This window comes from Micromonospora chalcea (assembly GCF_028768405.1).
Taxonomy (GTDB): Bacteria; Actinomycetota; Actinomycetes; order Mycobacteriales; family Micromonosporaceae; genus Micromonospora; species Micromonospora chalcea.
Genome location: NZ_CP118233.1, coordinates 4,631,181 through 4,647,023, shown reverse-complemented (window position 1 = coordinate 4,647,023; position 15,843 = coordinate 4,631,181). Strand labels below are relative to the sequence as shown.

17 protein-coding genes are annotated in these 15,843 nt (G+C 72.5%); 4 read left to right on the top strand and 13 right to left on the bottom strand.

Features of this window, described 5'->3' with window-relative positions:
* Positions 1 to 5: 5 nt before the first annotated feature.
* The 3 genes from PVK74_RS20595 to PVK74_RS20585 form a co-directional block, all read right to left on the bottom strand.
* Positions 6 to 1,679, bottom strand: coding sequence for a solute symporter family protein (locus PVK74_RS20595; RefSeq protein ID WP_043327738.1), 1,674 nt, complete (start codon positions 1,677 to 1,679; stop codon positions 6 to 8).
* Positions 1,657 to 2,025: a DUF485 domain-containing protein gene (locus tag PVK74_RS20590; RefSeq protein ID WP_030499418.1), complete on the bottom strand. Its 369-nt coding sequence runs from the start codon at positions 2,023 to 2,025 to the stop codon at positions 1,657 to 1,659. The genes PVK74_RS20595 and PVK74_RS20590 overlap by 23 nt, the downstream gene beginning before the upstream one ends.
* Positions 2,026 to 2,199: 174 nt before the next feature.
* Positions 2,200 to 2,796 (bottom strand): flavin reductase family protein, encoded by a 597-nt coding sequence (locus tag PVK74_RS20585; protein ID WP_312246625.1) that lies wholly within the window; start codon positions 2,794 to 2,796, stop codon positions 2,200 to 2,202.
* Here PVK74_RS20585 and PVK74_RS20580 point away from each other — a divergent pair.
* Positions 2,786 to 3,043, top strand: coding sequence for a hypothetical protein (locus PVK74_RS20580; protein ID WP_043327741.1), 258 nt, complete (start codon positions 2,786 to 2,788; stop codon positions 3,041 to 3,043). The genes PVK74_RS20585 and PVK74_RS20580 overlap by 11 nt on opposite strands.
* Before the next feature lie 6 nt (positions 3,044 to 3,049).
* On the opposite strand, the gene PVK74_RS20575 is transcribed toward PVK74_RS20580, so the two are convergent.
* Genes PVK74_RS20575 through PVK74_RS20565 form a run of 3 tightly spaced genes read right to left on the bottom strand, consistent with a single transcriptional unit; the run spans position 3,050 to position 5,978 of the window.
* Positions 3,050 to 3,541 carry an SRPBCC family protein gene (locus PVK74_RS20575; protein ID WP_043327742.1) on the bottom strand — a complete coding sequence of 164 codons (492 nt, stop codon included), beginning with the start codon at positions 3,539 to 3,541 and terminating at the stop codon, positions 3,050 to 3,052.
* Positions 3,541 to 5,229, bottom strand: a complete 1,689-nt coding sequence (locus PVK74_RS20570) for an ABC transporter permease (RefSeq protein ID WP_274477028.1) — start codon at positions 5,227 to 5,229, stop codon at positions 3,541 to 3,543. Before PVK74_RS20570 ends, PVK74_RS20575 begins: the two co-directional genes overlap by 1 nt.
* Positions 5,214 to 5,978, bottom strand: coding sequence for an ABC transporter ATP-binding protein (locus PVK74_RS20565; protein ID WP_043327744.1), 765 nt, complete (start codon positions 5,976 to 5,978; stop codon positions 5,214 to 5,216). The genes PVK74_RS20570 and PVK74_RS20565 overlap by 16 nt, the downstream gene beginning before the upstream one ends.
* A 151-nt stretch (positions 5,979 to 6,129) precedes the next feature.
* Here PVK74_RS20565 and PVK74_RS20560 point away from each other — a divergent pair, with 151 nt between their 5' ends.
* Both PVK74_RS20560 and PVK74_RS20555 read left to right on the top strand, forming a co-directional pair.
* On the top strand, positions 6,130 to 6,630 hold the full coding sequence (locus tag PVK74_RS20560; protein WP_043327745.1) for a SigE family RNA polymerase sigma factor: 501 nt from the start codon (positions 6,130 to 6,132) through the stop codon (positions 6,628 to 6,630).
* Positions 6,623 to 7,480, top strand: a complete 858-nt coding sequence (locus PVK74_RS20555) for a hypothetical protein (RefSeq protein WP_274477027.1) — start codon at positions 6,623 to 6,625, stop codon at positions 7,478 to 7,480. Before PVK74_RS20560 ends, PVK74_RS20555 begins: the two co-directional genes overlap by 8 nt.
* Positions 7,481 to 7,525: 45 nt before the next feature.
* Here the strand turns inward: PVK74_RS20555 and PVK74_RS20550 are convergent, their stop codons facing one another.
* Both PVK74_RS20550 and PVK74_RS20545 read right to left on the bottom strand, forming a co-directional pair.
* A complete protein-coding gene (locus tag PVK74_RS20550) occupies positions 7,526 to 9,166 on the bottom strand; it encodes a sodium/solute symporter (RefSeq protein ID WP_274477026.1) in 1,641 nt (546 codons plus the stop codon).
* The gene (locus PVK74_RS20545; protein ID WP_051611565.1) at positions 9,166 to 9,516 is read right to left on the bottom strand and encodes a hypothetical protein; all 351 of its coding nucleotides are present in this window, start codon (positions 9,514 to 9,516) and stop codon (positions 9,166 to 9,168) included. Before PVK74_RS20545 ends, PVK74_RS20550 begins: the two co-directional genes overlap by 1 nt.
* 307 nt (positions 9,517 to 9,823) lie before the next feature.
* Between PVK74_RS20545 and PVK74_RS20540 the strand changes: the two genes are divergently transcribed.
* Positions 9,824 to 10,375 carry a Uma2 family endonuclease gene (locus PVK74_RS20540; RefSeq protein ID WP_187692711.1) on the top strand — a complete coding sequence of 184 codons (552 nt, stop codon included), beginning with the start codon at positions 9,824 to 9,826 and terminating at the stop codon, positions 10,373 to 10,375.
* Positions 10,376 to 10,397: 22 nt separating this feature from the next.
* Here the strand turns inward: PVK74_RS20540 and PVK74_RS20535 are convergent, their stop codons facing one another.
* The 5 genes from PVK74_RS20535 to PVK74_RS20515 form a co-directional block, all read right to left on the bottom strand.
* The gene (locus PVK74_RS20535) at positions 10,398 to 11,060 is read right to left on the bottom strand and encodes a DUF5701 family protein (RefSeq protein WP_274477025.1); all 663 of its coding nucleotides are present in this window, start codon (positions 11,058 to 11,060) and stop codon (positions 10,398 to 10,400) included.
* A gap of 66 nt (positions 11,061 to 11,126) precedes the next feature.
* Positions 11,127 to 11,882, bottom strand: a complete 756-nt coding sequence (locus PVK74_RS20530) for a LytR/AlgR family response regulator transcription factor (protein WP_043327751.1) — start codon at positions 11,880 to 11,882, stop codon at positions 11,127 to 11,129.
* The gene (locus PVK74_RS20525; protein WP_064448098.1) at positions 11,879 to 13,102 is read right to left on the bottom strand and encodes a histidine kinase; all 1,224 of its coding nucleotides are present in this window, start codon (positions 13,100 to 13,102) and stop codon (positions 11,879 to 11,881) included. Before PVK74_RS20525 ends, PVK74_RS20530 begins: the two co-directional genes overlap by 4 nt.
* A gap of 33 nt (positions 13,103 to 13,135) precedes the next feature.
* A complete protein-coding gene (locus tag PVK74_RS20520) occupies positions 13,136 to 14,644 on the bottom strand; it encodes a sugar transferase (RefSeq protein ID WP_064448099.1) in 1,509 nt (502 codons plus the stop codon).
* A gap of 325 nt (positions 14,645 to 14,969) precedes the next feature.
* On the bottom strand, positions 14,970 to 15,830 hold the full coding sequence (locus tag PVK74_RS20515) for an Fpg/Nei family DNA glycosylase (protein WP_030499405.1): 861 nt from the start codon (positions 15,828 to 15,830) through the stop codon (positions 14,970 to 14,972).
* Between the last annotated feature and the right edge of the window lie 13 nt (positions 15,831 to 15,843).

Genomic DNA, 15,843 nt, shown 5'->3' with positions numbered 1-15,843 from the left:
GCCGATCAGTGCGCGCCGGCTCCGGTGAGCGAGCGCACCTCCAGCTCCGCGTACTTCTCCTCGTCGCTCTCCTTGGACAGGATCGTGCCGAGCCAGCCGCACAGGAAGCCGAACGGGATCGAGATGATGCCCGGGTTCGACAGCGGGAACCAGTGCCAGTCGTGGTCGGGGAACATCGCCGTCGGCGCGCCGGAGACGACCGGCGAGAAGAAGACGAGCAGCACGGCGGAGAGCAGGCCGCCGTAGATCGCCCAGACCGCGCCCGAGGTGTTGAACCGCTTCCAGAACAGGCTGTAGAGGATCGCCGGCAGGTTGCCCGAGGCGGCCACCGCGAACGCCAGCGCGACCAGGAACGCCACGTTCAGGTTCTGCGCGAAGATGGACAGGACGATCGAGACCGCGCCGATCACCAGCGCGGAGATCCGGGCGACGTTCACCTCCTGCCGCTCCGACGCCTCACCCTTCTTCACCACGTTGGCGTAGAAGTCGTGCGCCAGGCTGGACGACGACGCCAACGTCAACCCGGCGACCACGGCGAGGATCGTGGCGAACGCGACCGCCGCGATGATCGCCAGCAGTGTCGCCCCGCCCAGGTTCCCGCCGAGGAAGTCCACGCCGAGCGCCTCGGCCAGCTGTGGCGCGGCCGTGTTGCCGGCCTTGTCCTGCTCGGTGATCGCCTGCCCGCCGACGATCGCCGCCGCGCCGAAGCCGAGGGCCAGGGTGAGCAGGTAGAACGCACCGATGATGCCGATCGCCCAGAGCACGCTCTTGCGGGCCGCCCGCGCGGTCGGCACGGTGTAGAAGCGGATCAGGATGTGCGGCAGGCCGGCCGTGCCGAGGACCAGCGCGATGCCCAGCGAGAGCAGGTCCATCTTGCTGTAGAACGTCTTCAGCGCGTCGCCGGGTGTCTCCACGCCGTAGCGCAGCCCGGGTTCGAGGAACGCCGCTCCCTTGCCCGAGGCGCTGGCCGCGTCGCCGAGCAGCGAGGACAGGTTGAACTTGTACTTGGCGAGCACCAGCAGCGTCATCACCAGCGCGCCGCCCATGAGCAGGAACGCCTTGACGATCTGCACGTACGTGGTGCCCTTCATGCCGCCGACCGTCACGTAGATGATCATCAGGGCGCCGACCATGATGATCGTGGCGACCTTGGCGGTGTCGGCGTCCATGCCGAGGAAGGTGGTGCCCGGCTTGATGCCGAGCAGCAGCGCGACGAGCGCGCCGGCGCCGACCATCTGGGCCAGCAGGTAGAAGATCGACACGGTGATGGTGGAGACCGCCGCCGCGGTCCGGACCGGCCGCTGCCGCATCCGGAACGCCAGCACGTCCGCCATCGTGTACCGGCCGGAGTTGCGCAGCAGTTCCGCCACCAGCAGCAACGCCACCAGCCAGGCGACCAGGAAGCCGATCGAGTAGAGGAAGCCGTCGTAGCCGTAGAGCGCGATGATGCCGGCGATGCCCAGGAAGGACGCCGCCGACATGTAGTCGCCGCCGATCGCCATGCCGTTCTGGAAACCGGAGAACGACCGGCCGCCGGCGTAGAAGTCGGTGGCGGTCTTGGTCTGCCGGCTGGCCCAGACGGTGATCGCCAGCGTGATCGCCACGAAGACCAGGAACAGCGTGATGGTGAGGTTCCGGGCGGTGGTGCTGCCCGCCTCAGCCGCGAGGACCGTGTTCATGGGTCACCTCCCCGATCTCGTCGCGGATCCGGTCGGCGACCGGGTCGATCCGGCGGTTGGCGAACCGGGAGTAGAGCCAGGCGATGACGAACGTGGAGACGAACTGGAGCAGGCCGAAGACCAGGGCGACGTTGATGTTGCCGATCAGCTTCGTGCCCATGAATCCCCGCGCGTACGCGGAGAGGATGACGTAGAGCGCGTACCACAGGAAGAACGCGACGGTCATCGGGAAGATGAAGCCGCGCAGCGCGCGCCGCAACCCGGCGAACTCGTCGGACCGCTGGACGGCGAGGTACCGTTCCGCCGCCGACTCGGCGGGCGCGGACGCGGGTGTGTCCGTGGACATCTGTGGATCACCACCTTCGCAGGCGTGGGGGGAGTTTCGCGCACGGTAGAGAGCGCGCTCCCCGCCCGGGAAGGCTCCGCCGCCCGGCGGCGAACGGCTGCGCCGAACGGCGCCCCGGCTGCGCCGAGTGACCCACGTCACTCCGCTAACCGGTCACCCCGACCGCCGGGTGGGTCAGTCGGTCAGCTCGCGGTAGCGGCCGCGGTAGTGCAGCAGGGGGAGGGTGTCCTCGGGGAGGTCGACCGACTCGATGGTCGCCTCGACCAGCAGGCCCCAGCCGTACTCGCGGGCGGTGTCGAGCCGGCACCCCGCCCACCCGCCGGCGTCCGCCGGCACCGGCCCGTACGGCGTCTCGGTCCAGGCGTCCAGCGCGAACAGGCCGCCGGGCGACGGGAACAGGCCGGCGAAGCGGTCGGCGAGCTGCCGGTGCTGCGGGCCCAGCGGGACCACCGCGAACCGCCCCGCCTCCTCGATGGCCGCCCACAGGTCCGACTCCGCGTCGACCAGGCCGAGTAGCCGGTCCGGCTCGCCCTCGGCGACCAGCGTGGACGAGACGGTCAGCCCGGCCGGGCCGGGTGCGGTCCAGAGCGTCACCGGGGCCGCCAGCCGGCCGCGCAGCCGGCGTGCCGGCGAGCGTTGCCCGGCCGGCGCCGCGAACGGGTCGGTGGAATGGATCTGCGCGCCCGGCTCTGGATTCACGTGAAACATTGTGCCGCCCGCTGCCGGGCGGGGTTCGACGCAACGCCATACCCTGCCGGGCATGAGTCTCATCCCCCCGCAGCAACTCGCCCAGGAACGGGTCGTCGCCGCCGACGCCGTCCTCGGCGGTCAGGTCGACCTGCGTGCCTATCCACACCGGCACCTGCTGGTCCGGGCGAACAACACCTGGGGCCGCCGGGCGTTCCAGCCGCTGATGGAAGCGGTCGAGCACCTGTCCAACTACGGCTGGGAGCTGGTCACCATGACGAGCGTCGGCGACGGCCACCACGTTTACGCGGCGATGCGCCGCACCGCGTAACCGGGATCAGCCGTCGGCGAGCAGGCGGCGGGCGGCGGCCAGCACCTCCGGGTCCGCGCATCCGGCCGCGTACCCGGCGATCCGGCGGCGGATGTCGCGTCCGAGCAGCCACACCCCGATCCGCTCGGCCACCGGGCGCAGGAACGCCGGGCGGCAGCGGAAGTTGTATCGCCAGGTCGCGATCGTGGTGCCGGCCTCGGGGCCGGGCGCGAAGCGCCAGCCGCCGCCGAACCGCTCGAAGAACCACGGCCCGCGCACCATCTTCATGCCGACGTTCGTCGGCGGTGACCAGGAGACGTACTCGCTGACCATGACCAGGCCGTGCCGGGAGCGGGTGTACGTGCGCACGCCCCGGCCGGGCGCCGTCGCGCCGTCGACGAAGTGCTGCTCACGGACGAACGGATCCCAGCGGTAGCGGACCGGCGCGACCGTCTGGGAGACCGCGAACGCCAGCTCCGGCGGGATCGGGACCGTGGTGACCGCCTCGACGACCGGCATCAGCGCCTCGGCGTGACGGTGGCCAGCAGCTCCGGCTGCCGACGGTCCAGTGTGTCCCCCGCGAGGTACGCGCCGAGCAGCGCCGCGCCCACCCCGTACGCCAGTCCGATCGGCAGCGCCAGCCACAGCCACACGTCGCCGAGCAGCGCGGCGGCCACCACGAACGGCACCGCCACCACCGCGGAGGCGACCATGGAAACCAGCGTGAGCAGGCCCTTGGTGAACCCCGCGCCGCTGTTCATGGCGAACGGGTTGCTCGACTCGGGCAGCGAGTAGGCGCCGAGCACCGACACGAACCCGTTGATCGCCAGCCCGCAGCCGTACGCGGCGGCCAACGCGCCACCCATCACGCCGAGCCAAGCGGGACGCCCCAGGAAGAGCGCCAGCGCGACCGCGATCACGACGAGCATCGGCACCACGTAGATCGAGAACGCGGTCATCCGGGCCCGCAGCTCGACCCGCCCGGGCACTCCGGCGACCAGGTTCGCGGCGTACGAGCTGCCGTCGAAGCCGAACTGGTTGGCCAGCGTCAGCGACGCGAGCACCCCGACGAAGATCATGGAAAGGCTGACCAGCGCCGGTGAGGAGTCGCCGCCACCGAACTCCGCCCCGCCCTCGGTGGAGAACGAGACGCCGCCGAGGTTGACCATCACCGGTACGAACACACCGACCACGGCGACCGTGATGAGGTTGGCCCGCCGCCGCGCGTCCCGCCACCAGTAGCGGCACTCGCGGGCGACGAGCGCCCCGAACCGGTCCCGCCGCGCCCAGCCCACCGCGCGGGGGAACAACTGCGTGACCGCGCCGCCGGCCACGCCGCGCGGCGCGCGCGAAGGGCCGGCGCTCGCCGCGCCCACCATCGCCGACTCCAGCGACCGCGACCACCAGAACAGGAGTACGCCGAGCGTCGCGACCGCGATCAGCAGCTTCGCGACCGCCGCGCCGGGCCGGCCCTCGGCCACGTCGACGCCGACCGTCCACGGCGCGCCGAACGGCGTCCAGCCGACCACCCGGGCCACCCCGTCCAGCCGGTCCCAGTCGGTCTGCTGCACCGCGGCGAGCACCAGCAACTGCAACGGCCCGAGCAGGGCGGCCAGGACGGCGAGCAGCACCGCCGCCAGGTCGCGTACCCGGCGGGACCGCAGCATCGTGGCGAACGCGCTGGTCAGCGCGCGGGCCCCGGCCAGGCAGACCAGCAGCCCGGCGACCACGCCGAGCGCGCCGACCACTGCGGCTGACCAGCCGCCCAGCAGCCCGGCGGTGACCACCAGACCGGCCGCGGTGAGCGCCGTCGCCAGCGCGGGCACGCTCACCAGGGCGGCGGCGAGCAGGCCGGTGACCAGGGTGCGGCGGGACAACGGCAGCAGCGCGAACCGGGCCGGGTCGAGCGTCTCGTCCACGCCGAAGAAGACGAGCGGCAGGAGCAGCCAGCCGAGCGTGAGCAGACCACCGCCGAAGGCGGCCACCATCAGGGCGTACCGGGGCTCGTCGGCCAGGCCCGGCGTGGCGAGCAGGAAGAACCCGACGGCGGCGAACCAGAGCCCGAGCAGCAGGCCCAGCACGAACAGCGCGATCCGCCACTTCTGGCCCCGGAAGTTGTTGCCGAGCACCCGCAGCTTGAGCCGGACGAAGTGCCGGGACGACACGCGCCGGGCCGGCCGCTCGGGGACGGTCACCGGGACAGCCACGACAGCTCCTCCCCGGTGGCGGTCCGGCCGCCCACGACCTCCACGAACACGTCCTCCAGTGACCGGTCGCCGCGCACCTCGGTGAGCGTGCCGACCCGCTTGATCCGGCCCTCGGCCAGGATCGCCACGTGCGAGCAGAGCCGCTCGACCACCTCCATCACGTGACTGGAGAAGATCACCGTGCCGCCGCCGCTGACGTACCGGTGCAGGATGTCCCGGATCAGCGCGGCCGAGACCGGGTCGACCGCCTCGAACGGCTCGTCCAGCACCAGCAGGCGCGGGCCGTGCAGCAACGCGCAGGCCAGGCCGATCTTCTTCTTCATGCCGGCCGAGTAGTCGACGACGAGCGTGCGCCCGGCGTCGGAGAGCGCCAGCACGTCGAGCAGCTCCGCCGCCCGCTGGTCGACCACCGCCGGGTCCATGCCGCGCAACAGACCGTGGTACGCGAGCAGCTCCGCCCCGCTCAGCCTGTCGAAGAGGCGTACGCCGTCCGGCATCACGCCGAGCAGGCTCTTGGCGCGTACCGGGTCGGCCCAGACGTCGTACCCGAGCACCCGCGCCTCACCGGCGTCGGGCCGCAGCAGGCCGACGGCCATGGAGAGCGTGGTGGTCTTGCCGGCCCCGTTCGGTCCTAGCAGGCCGTAGAACGAGCCGGTCGGCACGGCGAGGTCGACGCCCGCCACCGCGATCTTGGTGTCGAAGCGCTTGGCCAGGCCACGAAGGGAGAGCGCGGGGTGCTGGTCGGTCATGGTCCGACCGTATCGGTCCCCGCCCAACGGCTGCTCGGACGGCAGGATGATCTCGCCTCATCCCTGAGAGGTACGAGTCGGATCGCCGACGGCGTGCAACCGCCCACCACGGCGGGGGGTGTCAGGCGTACGAACGGCAGCGGGGAGAGAGATGGATCCGGACAGTGGGTTCGAGGAGTTCTACCGGAACAGCAGACAACGCGTGGTGACAGTGCTGTACGCGCTCGGCGGCGACCGGAGCGAGGCGCAGGACGCCGCCCAGGAGGCGTACGCGCGGGCCTGGCAGCGCTGGTCCCAGGTCGGCACGTACGACGACCCGGAGGCGTGGGTGCGCACCGTCGGGCACCGCCTGCTGGTCAACCGGTGGCGCAAGGTCCGCAACAGCGTGGTCGCCTACCGGCGGCACGGACCACCACCTCCGGTCCGGCCACCCTCCGAGAACACTGTCGCGCTGGTCAGCGCGTTGCGGCAGTTGTCGGCGGACCAGCGGCAGGCGATCGTCCTCTACCACCTGGCCGACCTGTCGGTCGCGGAGATCGCGGCGCAGATCGGCGTGCCGAGCGGCACCGTCAAGGCCCGCCTGGCCCGGGGCCGCAAGGCTCTCGCCGCCCTGCTCGACGTGAACTTCCCGGAGGAGGTCCGCAATGCCTGACCCGATCTTCTCCGACCTCTACCAGGACACCGAGGACCTGATCTGGGCGCCAACCGAGCAGGTGCGCCGCCGAGGGCGGCAGCGTACCCGGCGTACCCAGCTCGCCGCCGGCCTGGCCGCCGCGGTCGCCGTCGCGGTCGTGGCGACCGGTGTGGTGCTGGCCCGTCCGGACGCCGCACCGCCGCCGGTGCCCCCGGCGACAGTCGAACCGATCACGCCGACGCCGGCGCCCACGCCGAGCACCACGCCGTCGGCCGAGCCGTCGGCGAGCGGGGCGCCGACGCCGAGTCGCACCGCGGGAGAGCCGGCCGCCAGCATCGGCGGCGGGCCGACCAGCCGTACGCCGAGCCGGACGATTCCGGCGGCGGCGACGCTCCAGCTCGCCGACCTGCCGACGGGCTTCACGATGCAGACGGGAAAGGTGGACGGTGACTGGTCCCTGGAGTTCATGTCCTCCTTCTGCGTGAACGAGTCGCCGACGCTGTCCGACGGGGAGGTGGCCGCCCGGTCGGTGGCGTTCAACTCGCCCACCGACTGGATCGTCCAGCGGGTGACCCGGCACTCGGGCACGTCCGCCACCACGGTGATGAAGAATCTCCGCAAGCTGGTCACGGGCTGCGAGATGGAGCAGCCAGGCGACTCGCTGTCGATCATGGCGGAGTCGCTCGGCGGTGACGACGGCGTGCTGGTGGGCAGCGACGTCGGAGGGCGGCCCGGTCGCTGGCTCGTCGTCCGGCAGGGCGATCTGGTGGCGCAGCTCCGCCTCGACTCCCAGACCACGCCCACCGAGGCCCGCCGTACCGCCCGGTCGGTGGCGAACCGGCTGTGTGCCGGCACGGACACCTGCTGACGGGTGCGCGGAGGTGAGGTGGGGCCGAGCGAGCGCGGCCCCGCCTCACAGGCGCAGCGACTCCGGGGTGTGCAGGCGGAGCATGGTGGCGCCGACGTCACGCGGGAGACGCCGCCGGCTGGCCATGGAGACGAGCACCATCACCGCGAACGCCAGCGGCACCGTCCACGCGGCCGGCTGCGTGGTGAGCGTCGCCGGCCATCCGGTCAGCGGCGGGCCGAGCACGGTGAGCAGGACCGCGCCGACCGCCGCGCCGCCGCCGACCAGCACCCCGGCGGCGGCGCCCAGGTCGGTCAGGCCGCGCCACCAGATGCCGAGCACCAGCAGCGGACAGAAACTCGACGCGGCCACCGCGAACGCCAGCCCCACCACCTGCGAGACGTCCAGCCCGGAGACGTTCAGCGAGAGCAACGCCGGCACCCCGCCGGCGATCACCGTGGCGAGCCGGAAGCCGCGTACCGAGCCGCGGCCCAGCACATCCGTGGAGATCACCCCGGCGACGCTGGTGAGCAGGCCGGACGAGGTGGACAGGAACGCCGCGAACGCGCCGGCCGCGACCAGCGCGGCGAGCAGCCGGCCGGTGGTGCCGTCGCCGAGCGCCGCCCCGGGCAGCAGCACCACCACCGCGTCGGTCTGGCCGCTGACAAGCAGTTGCGGCGTGTAGATGCGGCCCAGCACGCCATAGACGGTGGGCAGCAGGTAGAAGACGCCGACGAGCGCCAGCACCACGAGCGTGGTGCGGCGGGCGGCGGCGCCGTCGGGGTTGGTGTAGAAGCGGACCAGCACGTGCGGCAGGCCCATGGTGCCGAGGAACGTGGCCAGGATCAGCGAGTACGTGGCGAACAGCCCTCTGTCGTTCTCCCCCGCCGTGTCCGGCAGCAGCCACTCGGCGGGGCCGGTCGCCGCGCCGGACACCTCCGGCACCGGGTCACCGGCGGCGAATTCGAGGCGGTCGCCGGGGCGTACCTCCCGGATGTCGCCGTCGGGCAGCGTGAGCGTCGCGCGGTGCTCGACCACGACGGTGGTCGCGGTCCGGAACGTCGGCCCGTCGGGCGGGGTCACCGCCGGGCGGGCGTCGGCCTGCCACTGCAACGCCAGGAAGATCGCGGGTACGGCGAGCGCAGTGAGCTTCAGCCAGTACTGGAACGCCTGCACGAAGGTGATCGCCCGCATGCCGCCCAGCGCCACGTTCGCGGTCACCACCACGGCGACCAGCAGCGCGCCGAGCGGGTACGGCGAGCCGGTGAGCGTGGCCAGGGTCAGCCCGGCGCCCTGCAACTGCGGCACCAGGTAGAGCCAGCCGATGAAGATCACGAAGACGGTGGCGAGCGTCCGCAGCCGCCGGGAGCCGAGCCGTACCTCGCAGAAGTCGGGCAGCGTGAACGCGCCGGAGCGGCGCAGCGGCGCGGCCACGAACAGCAGCAGCGCGAGGTATCCGGCGGCGAAGCCGACCGGGTACCAGAGCACGTCCACGCCGTACTTGAGGATCAGCCCGGCGACGCCGAGGAAGCTCGCGGCCGACAGGTACTCGCCGCCGATCGCGGCGGCGTTCCAGGTCGGGCTGATCGCCCGGGACGCGACCAGGAAGTCCGACGTGGTCCGGGCCAGCCGCAGCCCGTAGAAACCGATGCCGACGGTGACCAGCGTGACGGCGACGATCGCCGGGACCACGTACCCGTTGGACATCAGCGTTCCGGCCGTCGGATCAGGTCGACGAAGTCCTGCTCGTTGCGTTCGGCCAGCCGCACGTACGCCCACCCGACCACGATCAGGAACGGGAAGGACACGACGCCGAGCAGCAGCCACGGCAGGTTGACCCCGAGCACCGTGACCCGGCCGACCGAGGGCGCGATGGCGAACAGCCACGGCAGGCCGCCGAGCCCGATCATCACCAGCAGGCTGAGCCGCAACGCGAGCGAGAGCTGGGCCCGCATCAGTCCCTGCACCAGCGTCTCGCCCACAGGGGTCTGCTGGGCCAGTTCGGAGCGGGTGCGGTCGGCCGGGCTGCCGGCCCGGGAGACCTCGGCCAGCACGATCCGGGTCCGCTGCGGGGTGGCGGCCGGCTGCGGGCTCTCCGGCTGCCGGGGGGCGGGCGCCGGCGACGCGCGCGGGCCGGGCACCGGGGCGGTCTCGACGGGCCGCCCCGGTGGATGCTGTTCCTCGGCTCCGGTCACCCCCGGCAGTCTCGCCCGCTGAGCCGAATTGTCAAGACCGCGCCGTTGCGCCCTGTGCACAACCTGTGGATAACGCTTCACCCCTGTGGATAACCCGGTGGACGGCGCGGAGTCGTTGTGGACGACCGGGCGGGGTGTCAGGGTGAGCCGGTAGAGAGGAGGTGTGACAGTGACCAGCCCGGCACGACCCGGCACCGGCGACGTCTGGACGGTGGACGACCTCCAGGACCTCCCCGAGGACGGCCAGGACTACGAGATCTTCGACGGGAGCCTGCTCGTGTCCCCACACGCCGACGTCCGGCACGGCGCGATCGCCAACCGTCTCCGCCGGCTCCTCGACCGGCAGGCTCCGGCCGGTCTGCTCGTCGGGCAGGACGTCGGCGTCAGCGCGAAGCGCTCCTCCTACTTCGTGCCGGACGTCTTCGTCGCCCGCGAGGAGGCACTGGAGCGGGGTGGCCCGGCCCTCGCCCCGGCCGACGTGCTGCTCGTGGTCGAGGTCGTCTCGCCGGGCAACGCCGGTCGTGACCTGGTCCTCAAGCGCCACGAGTACGGCGTGGCCGGCATCGCGCGTTACTGGCTCGTCGAGCCGCGCAAGGAGACCCTGACCGTGCTGGAGAACGTCGACGGCCGCTACCGCGAGGCGGCGGTGCTCTCCACCGCCGACGTGTGCCGCGCCGACCAGCCGTTCCCGCTCGTCCTGCCGGTCGCCGAGATCTTCTGAGCGCCCTGATCCCGCCTGGGCGTCAGCCGAGTCCCATCCGTACCGGGTTCGCGGTCGCCGAGCCCAGCCAGGTGTGCGGGTTGCCGAACCAGCACCACCCGAGCTTCGGCGCGCCCTGACTGATCCAGAGCGCGGGCACCCGCCGGTCACCGCAGCGCGAGCCCACCAGCGAGAAGCACCTGTTGCTCGCCAGCGCCGCCGGGTACAGCGTGACGAACGCCAGACCCTCGTCGATGGTGATGGGGAGCCGGTCCTTCGCGGTCATGTCCTCCAGCGCGGCCGACGGCGCCACGTTGCGGTACTCCTCGCCCCGATCCACGTCGAAGAGCAGGTACGCGGGACCGGCCGGCACCTCCAGCTCCTTGATCGGGTGGAAGGTGGGCAGGTCGTCGGCGGGGAAGTTCCGGTCGAGGATGCCGGTCTTGCGCTTGCCGGCGAGCGTGGTGAGCGCGATCCGCTCCGGCACCGGCACCAGTTCCCGCGTGGTCACCAGCAGGAACGGCACCCGCCCCTCGGTGGGGCCGCGCAGCCCGGCGGAACCGGTGACCGCCGCGTCGCGCAGCGGGCTGAGCAGGGCGCGGAACGTCTCCTCGGTCTGCCCGGCCAGCGCCGGATAGCCGAGTTGAACGAGGCGGTCGAGCTGGCTGTCGAATTCTGCGGCGGCGTCGAAGCGGTCGTCGGACATGCGGTCCCCCACCCTGTCGTACGGTCTGCCGTACATTGTACGCCAGGGTTTGCGGTGACCCCTCCCTCAGCGACTCCAGTCCTGCTTCGCGGCACGGACCAGCTTGTCCTTCAGCTCCCGGGTGTGCCGGCGGCTGACCGGCAGCTCGGATCCGTCGATCACCACCACGTAGCCGGAGTTGACCAGCCGCAACTCGGCGATGAGCCGCAACTGCACCAGGTACGAACGGTGGATCCGGACGAACCCGGCATCGGCCCAGCGCTCGGCCAGCGTCGCCAGCGAGACCCGGACCAGGTGCGACCCGTCCGCCGTGTGCAGGCGCGCGTAGTCGCCCTGCGCCTCCACCCACCGCACCGCCGAACGGGGCAGCATCCGGGTGGTGCCCGCCAGCTCGATCGGGATGGTCGGATCCTCCTCCGCCCGGGCCAGCGCGGCCGGGTGCGACGGCACCACCCGGGAGCCGATCACCCGGCGCAGCGACTCGGCCAGCCGCTCGGCGCGTACCGGCTTGCGGACGTAGTCGGTGGCGCCCAGGTCGAACGCGTCCACCGCGCCGTCGTCGTACGCGGTGACGAACACGATCGCCGGCGGACGGGCGAACCGGCGCAGCACCCGGGCCAGTTCCATGCCGTCCAGCCCCGGCATCCGGATGTCGAGGAACACCACGTCCACGTCGTCGTCGCGGAGCACCCGCAGCGCCTCGGTCGCGTCCCCCGCCGTGTGCAGCCGGGCCACCCGGGGATCGGCGCGCAGGTGGTACGCCAGCTCGTCCAGCGCGGGCGGCTCGTCGTCCACCGCCAGCACCCGAAGGAACCCCGTCACGAGGAAACCCGTACGCCGGGGTGGAACTTCGGCACCCGCATGCTCACCTTCGTACCCGAGCCGAGGCCGGTCTCGACGACCAGGCCGAACCCGTCCCCGAAGACCGACCGGAGCCGTTCGTCGACGTTCGAGAGGCCGACGTGCTGCCCCGGGTCGTCGGCCGGGTCGCTGCCCGCCCCGGACAGCTCGGCGATCCCGGCGGTCAGCGTCGTCGGATCCATCCCCACCCCGTCGTCCTCCACCGTGATGTGACACTCCGCGCCCGCGTCCCGGGCCTCGATGCTCACCATGCCGGTGCCCGGCTTGCGGGACAACCCGTGGCGGACCGCGTTCTCCACGAGCGGCTGCAGGCAGAGGAACGGCAGCGTCACCGGCAGCACCTCGGGGGCGATCTGCAGGCGCACCTGGAGCCGCTCGCCGAACCGCGCCCGCTCGATGGTCAGGTAGCGGTCGATCGAGCGCAGCTCCTCGGCGAGCGTGGTGAACTCGCCGTGCGCCCGGAACGAGTAGCGGGTGAACTCGGCGAACTCCAGGATCAGCTCCCGGGCCCGCTCCGGGTCGGTACGCACGAACGAACCGATCGCGGTCAGCGCGTTGTAGATGAAGTGCGGGCTGATCTGGGCGCGCAACGCGCGCACCTCGGCCCGGGCGAGCCGCTCCCGCGACGACTCCAGCTCGGCCAGGGCGAGCTGGTCGCCCGCCCAGTGCGCGGTCTCCAGCGTGGCCTGCACCAGACCCGGAGCCGGCCGCTCGCCGGCCACCGCCACCAGCGCGCCGACCACCCGGCCGTCCGCGCGCAGCGGCGCCACCACCGCGCCGCGGACCGGGCAGTCGACCAGGTCGCAGCGCAGCTCCGACTCGCCCAGCACGGTGGAACGCCCGCTGCCGACCGCGCGCCGGGCCGCCGCGACCAGTTGATCGCCGTGGTGCGCGCCCTGCCCGTCGACGGCGAGCAGCGTGTCCCGGTCCGTCAGCGCCAGCCCGGCCGCGCCCACCAGGGCCCGCAGATGGCGTACGGCCTTCGCCGCGTCCGCGGCGGTCAGCCCGGCGCGCAGCGGCTCGGCGGCGAGCCCGGCGGTGTGCAGCACCTCGTACGTGGCGCGCTGCGTCGCCGTGGCGATGCCCCGTCGGCCACGCAGCCGCAGCACCGCCCAGAGCGCCGCCGCCAACGCGGTCACGAGCGAGACGACGGCGAAGACGGCGGAGAGGTTGCCACCCACGCAGCGATCCTGCCGGGTGCCGGCCCGGTAGCGCTAGTACGCGCCCTTGCGGGCCAGCACCACGCCCACGGTCCGCCACAGGATGCTCAGGTCGTACGCCAGCGACCAGTTGTCGACGTAGTAGAGGTCGAGCCGGACCGCCTCGTCCCAGGACAGGTCGGAGCGGCCGGACACCTGCCACAGCCCGGTCATGCCCGGCCGGACCAGCAGCCGGCGGCGTACGTCGCCGAGGAAGTCGCCGTCGTCGGCGGGCAGCGGGCGCGGGCCGACGAGCGACATCTCGCCCCACAGCACGTTGATCAGCTGGGGCAGCTCGTCCAGCGACGTGGCCCGCAGGAAGCGGCCCACCGGGAAGACCCGGGGGTCCTGCTTCATCTTGAACAGCATGCCGTCGGTCTCGTTCCGGTCGACCAGACCGGCGAGCCGCTCCTCGGCGTCGACGTACATGGTCCGGAACTTCCAGACCCGGAACGTCCGCCCCTCGTGCCCGACGCGGGGCTGGCGGAAGAAGACCGGCCCGGGGTCCGAGATCCGGATGGCCAGGGCGATGGCGGCGAAGAGCGGGACCAGCATCAGCAGGCCCAGGCCGGCGGCCACCCGGTCCATCAGGTTCTTGACCAGCAGCGCCGGCCCGGACAGGGTCGGCTCCTCGACGTGCAGCAGCGGCAGGCCCTCGATCGGGCGGATGTGCACCCGGGGACCGGCGATGTCGGTGAGCTGGGGCGCGACCACCAGGTCGACGCCGGAGCCCTCCAGCTGCCAGGCCAGGCGGCGCAGCTCGCCCGGCTCGGCGCTGGCCGAGCCGCAGACCGCGATGGTGTCGCCGCCGACCTCACGTACCAGGGCGAGCACGTCGCGGCCCGCGTACACCGGCACCGGGGTCTCCAGGCCGCGGGCGGCGGCGTACCCGTCGGTGAGGTGGATGGCCACCGGGATCAGGCCGACCGACGGGTGCCGGGTGACCGTGGTGTAGACCTCCAGGCACTCGGGCAGCGTGCCGACGAGCACCATCCGGTGCCCGGCGTGCCCGAACCGGCGGCGCAGCCCGTGCAGGGCGGCCCGGGCGATCATGCGGCCGAGCACGATCAGCAACATCGCGCCGAGCAGCGCGAAGCCGACCGTCCACCGGGACAGGGAGTAGGTCTTCGTGGCGAAGGCGATGAACGAGACCGCCGCCGCCACCGCCACGCCGGCCCGGATCACCCGCTTGAATTCGTCCGGGCCGAGCCCCAGGTAGCGCCGGTCGTAGGCCCGGTTGCCCCAGAGGAAGAGCAGCCAGCCGAGCGGCAGGAGCACGAACGCCACGGTGTAGAACCAGGCTTGCGGGGAGTTGCGGAAGCCCGAGTCGGCCTGCTCGAAGATCTGCACGGCCAGGAAGCTGGCCAGAGCCGCCGCGCCGAAGTCGAGCAGCAGCAGGAACAGGATGTAGGGCCGGTGCCACCGGGAGACCCGGCGCCGGGCGCGGGCCCACGCCGACCGGGGTACGCCGTTGTGCGACGGCGGAGTCGGCGGCTGGATCTCAAAGCTGTCGACGTGCCGCACGCTCTTGCTCCGGCCTCTGTCGGTTACCGGGCGCTGGAGGCTTGTCGTCACCTCAACCCATGTCCTCCCGCATGACCCGCACCCTCACTCGCCGTGAGGATCCGGGTCGCTCACCGTCCCAGTCTCCCACGCGGGCCCGGCCCGGACCGGCCCCCGCGAAGAAGCCGTGCCGCTGGTGCTCGGTGAGATCTGGCCGGCTCCGAATCAGTTGTGAAGCCGGGGACCGAGCCACTATACCGATGGATGACCACTCGGGTAGAGGGGCGGACCCGGACCTTCGGTGATCCCGGGTCGATTCCACTCAGTAATCGCCGGGTGCGGTTACTCACCGTACGAGACGGGACAACCTTCGGTCAGCCAGCGGCTTCCCGCCGGTCTGACATGTGGGGCAGTACTGGAGGCTCGAATCGGCGAACGAGACCTCACGCACCGTGTCGCCGCAGACCGGACACGGCAGGCCCTTGCGGGCGTGCACCTTGAGCCCGGAGCGCTTCTCGCCCTTCAGCTCCGCCGCCCGCTGGCCCATCGACCGGCGTACCGCGTCGCCGAGGACCGTGCGCGTCGCCGCGTGCAGGCCGGCGAGCTGGTCGTCGGTGAGCCGGTCGGTGATCGCGAACGGCGACAGCCGCGCCGCGTGCAGGATCTCGTCGGAGTACGCGTTACCCACCCCGGCGAGCACCGACTGGTCGGTCAGCACGCCCTTCACCTGGCCCCGGCGACTGCGCAGCCGCTCGGCGAAGGTCGGCAGATCCGCCTCCAGCGCGTCCGGCCCGAGCTTCGCCACACCCGGCACCAGCGCCGGGTCGGTGACCAGATAGGCGGCCAGCTTCTTCTGGGTGCCCGCCTCGGTCAGGTCGAAGCCGGAGCCGTCGTCGAGGCGTACCCGCACCGCGATCGGGCCCTTGCCGGGCCGCAGCGGGGTCGCCGCCGGGAACGCCTCCCGGTAGTGCAGCCAGCCTGCCCGGGCCAGGTGGACCACCAGGTGCAGTCCCTCGTCGAACCGGACATCGAGGAACTTGCCGTACCGGCCGGCACCGGTGACCGTACGGCCGGCGACAGTGCTCGGCGGCGGGTCGTACGTCTTGAGCGCGCTGATCGCGGCGACCTCGAACCGCTCCACGCGGCGGCCCACCGCACGCTCGCGCAGGTAACCGGCGAGCGCTTCCACCTCCGGAAGTTCGGGCATCGTCCAACGGTAG

What these genes read in the sequence shown, in the direction of transcription:
- PVK74_RS20575 (WP_043327742.1), bottom strand. Translation starts at nt 3,541, where the DNA reads ATGCCGGTCGTCGAGGCGGTCACCACGGTCCCGATCCCGCCGGAGCTG.
- PVK74_RS20590 (WP_030499418.1), bottom strand. Translation starts at nt 2,025, where the DNA reads ATGTCCACGGACACACCCGCGTCCGCGCCCGCCGAGTCGGCGGCGGAA.
- PVK74_RS20580 (WP_043327741.1), top strand. Translation starts at nt 2,786, where the DNA reads ATGAGTCTCATCCCCCCGCAGCAACTCGCCCAGGAACGGGTCGTCGCC.
- PVK74_RS20560 (WP_043327745.1), top strand. Translation starts at nt 6,130, where the DNA reads ATGGATCCGGACAGTGGGTTCGAGGAGTTCTACCGGAACAGCAGACAA.
- PVK74_RS20550 (WP_274477026.1), bottom strand. Translation starts at nt 9,166, where the DNA reads ATGTCCAACGGGTACGTGGTCCCGGCGATCGTCGCCGTCACGCTGGTC.
- PVK74_RS20555 (WP_274477027.1), top strand. Translation starts at nt 6,623, where the DNA reads ATGCCTGACCCGATCTTCTCCGACCTCTACCAGGACACCGAGGACCTG.
- PVK74_RS20515 (WP_030499405.1), bottom strand. Translation starts at nt 15,830, where the DNA reads ATGCCCGAACTTCCGGAGGTGGAAGCGCTCGCCGGTTACCTGCGCGAG.
- PVK74_RS20535 (WP_274477025.1), bottom strand. Translation starts at nt 11,060, where the DNA reads ATGTCCGACGACCGCTTCGACGCCGCCGCAGAATTCGACAGCCAGCTC.
- PVK74_RS20585 (WP_312246625.1), bottom strand. Translation starts at nt 2,796, where the DNA reads ATGAGACTCATGCCCGGCAGGGTATGGCGTTGCGTCGAACCCCGCCCG.
- PVK74_RS20595 (WP_043327738.1), bottom strand. Translation starts at nt 1,679, where the DNA reads ATGAACACGGTCCTCGCGGCTGAGGCGGGCAGCACCACCGCCCGGAAC.
- PVK74_RS20565 (WP_043327744.1), bottom strand. Translation starts at nt 5,978, where the DNA reads ATGACCGACCAGCACCCCGCGCTCTCCCTTCGTGGCCTGGCCAAGCGC.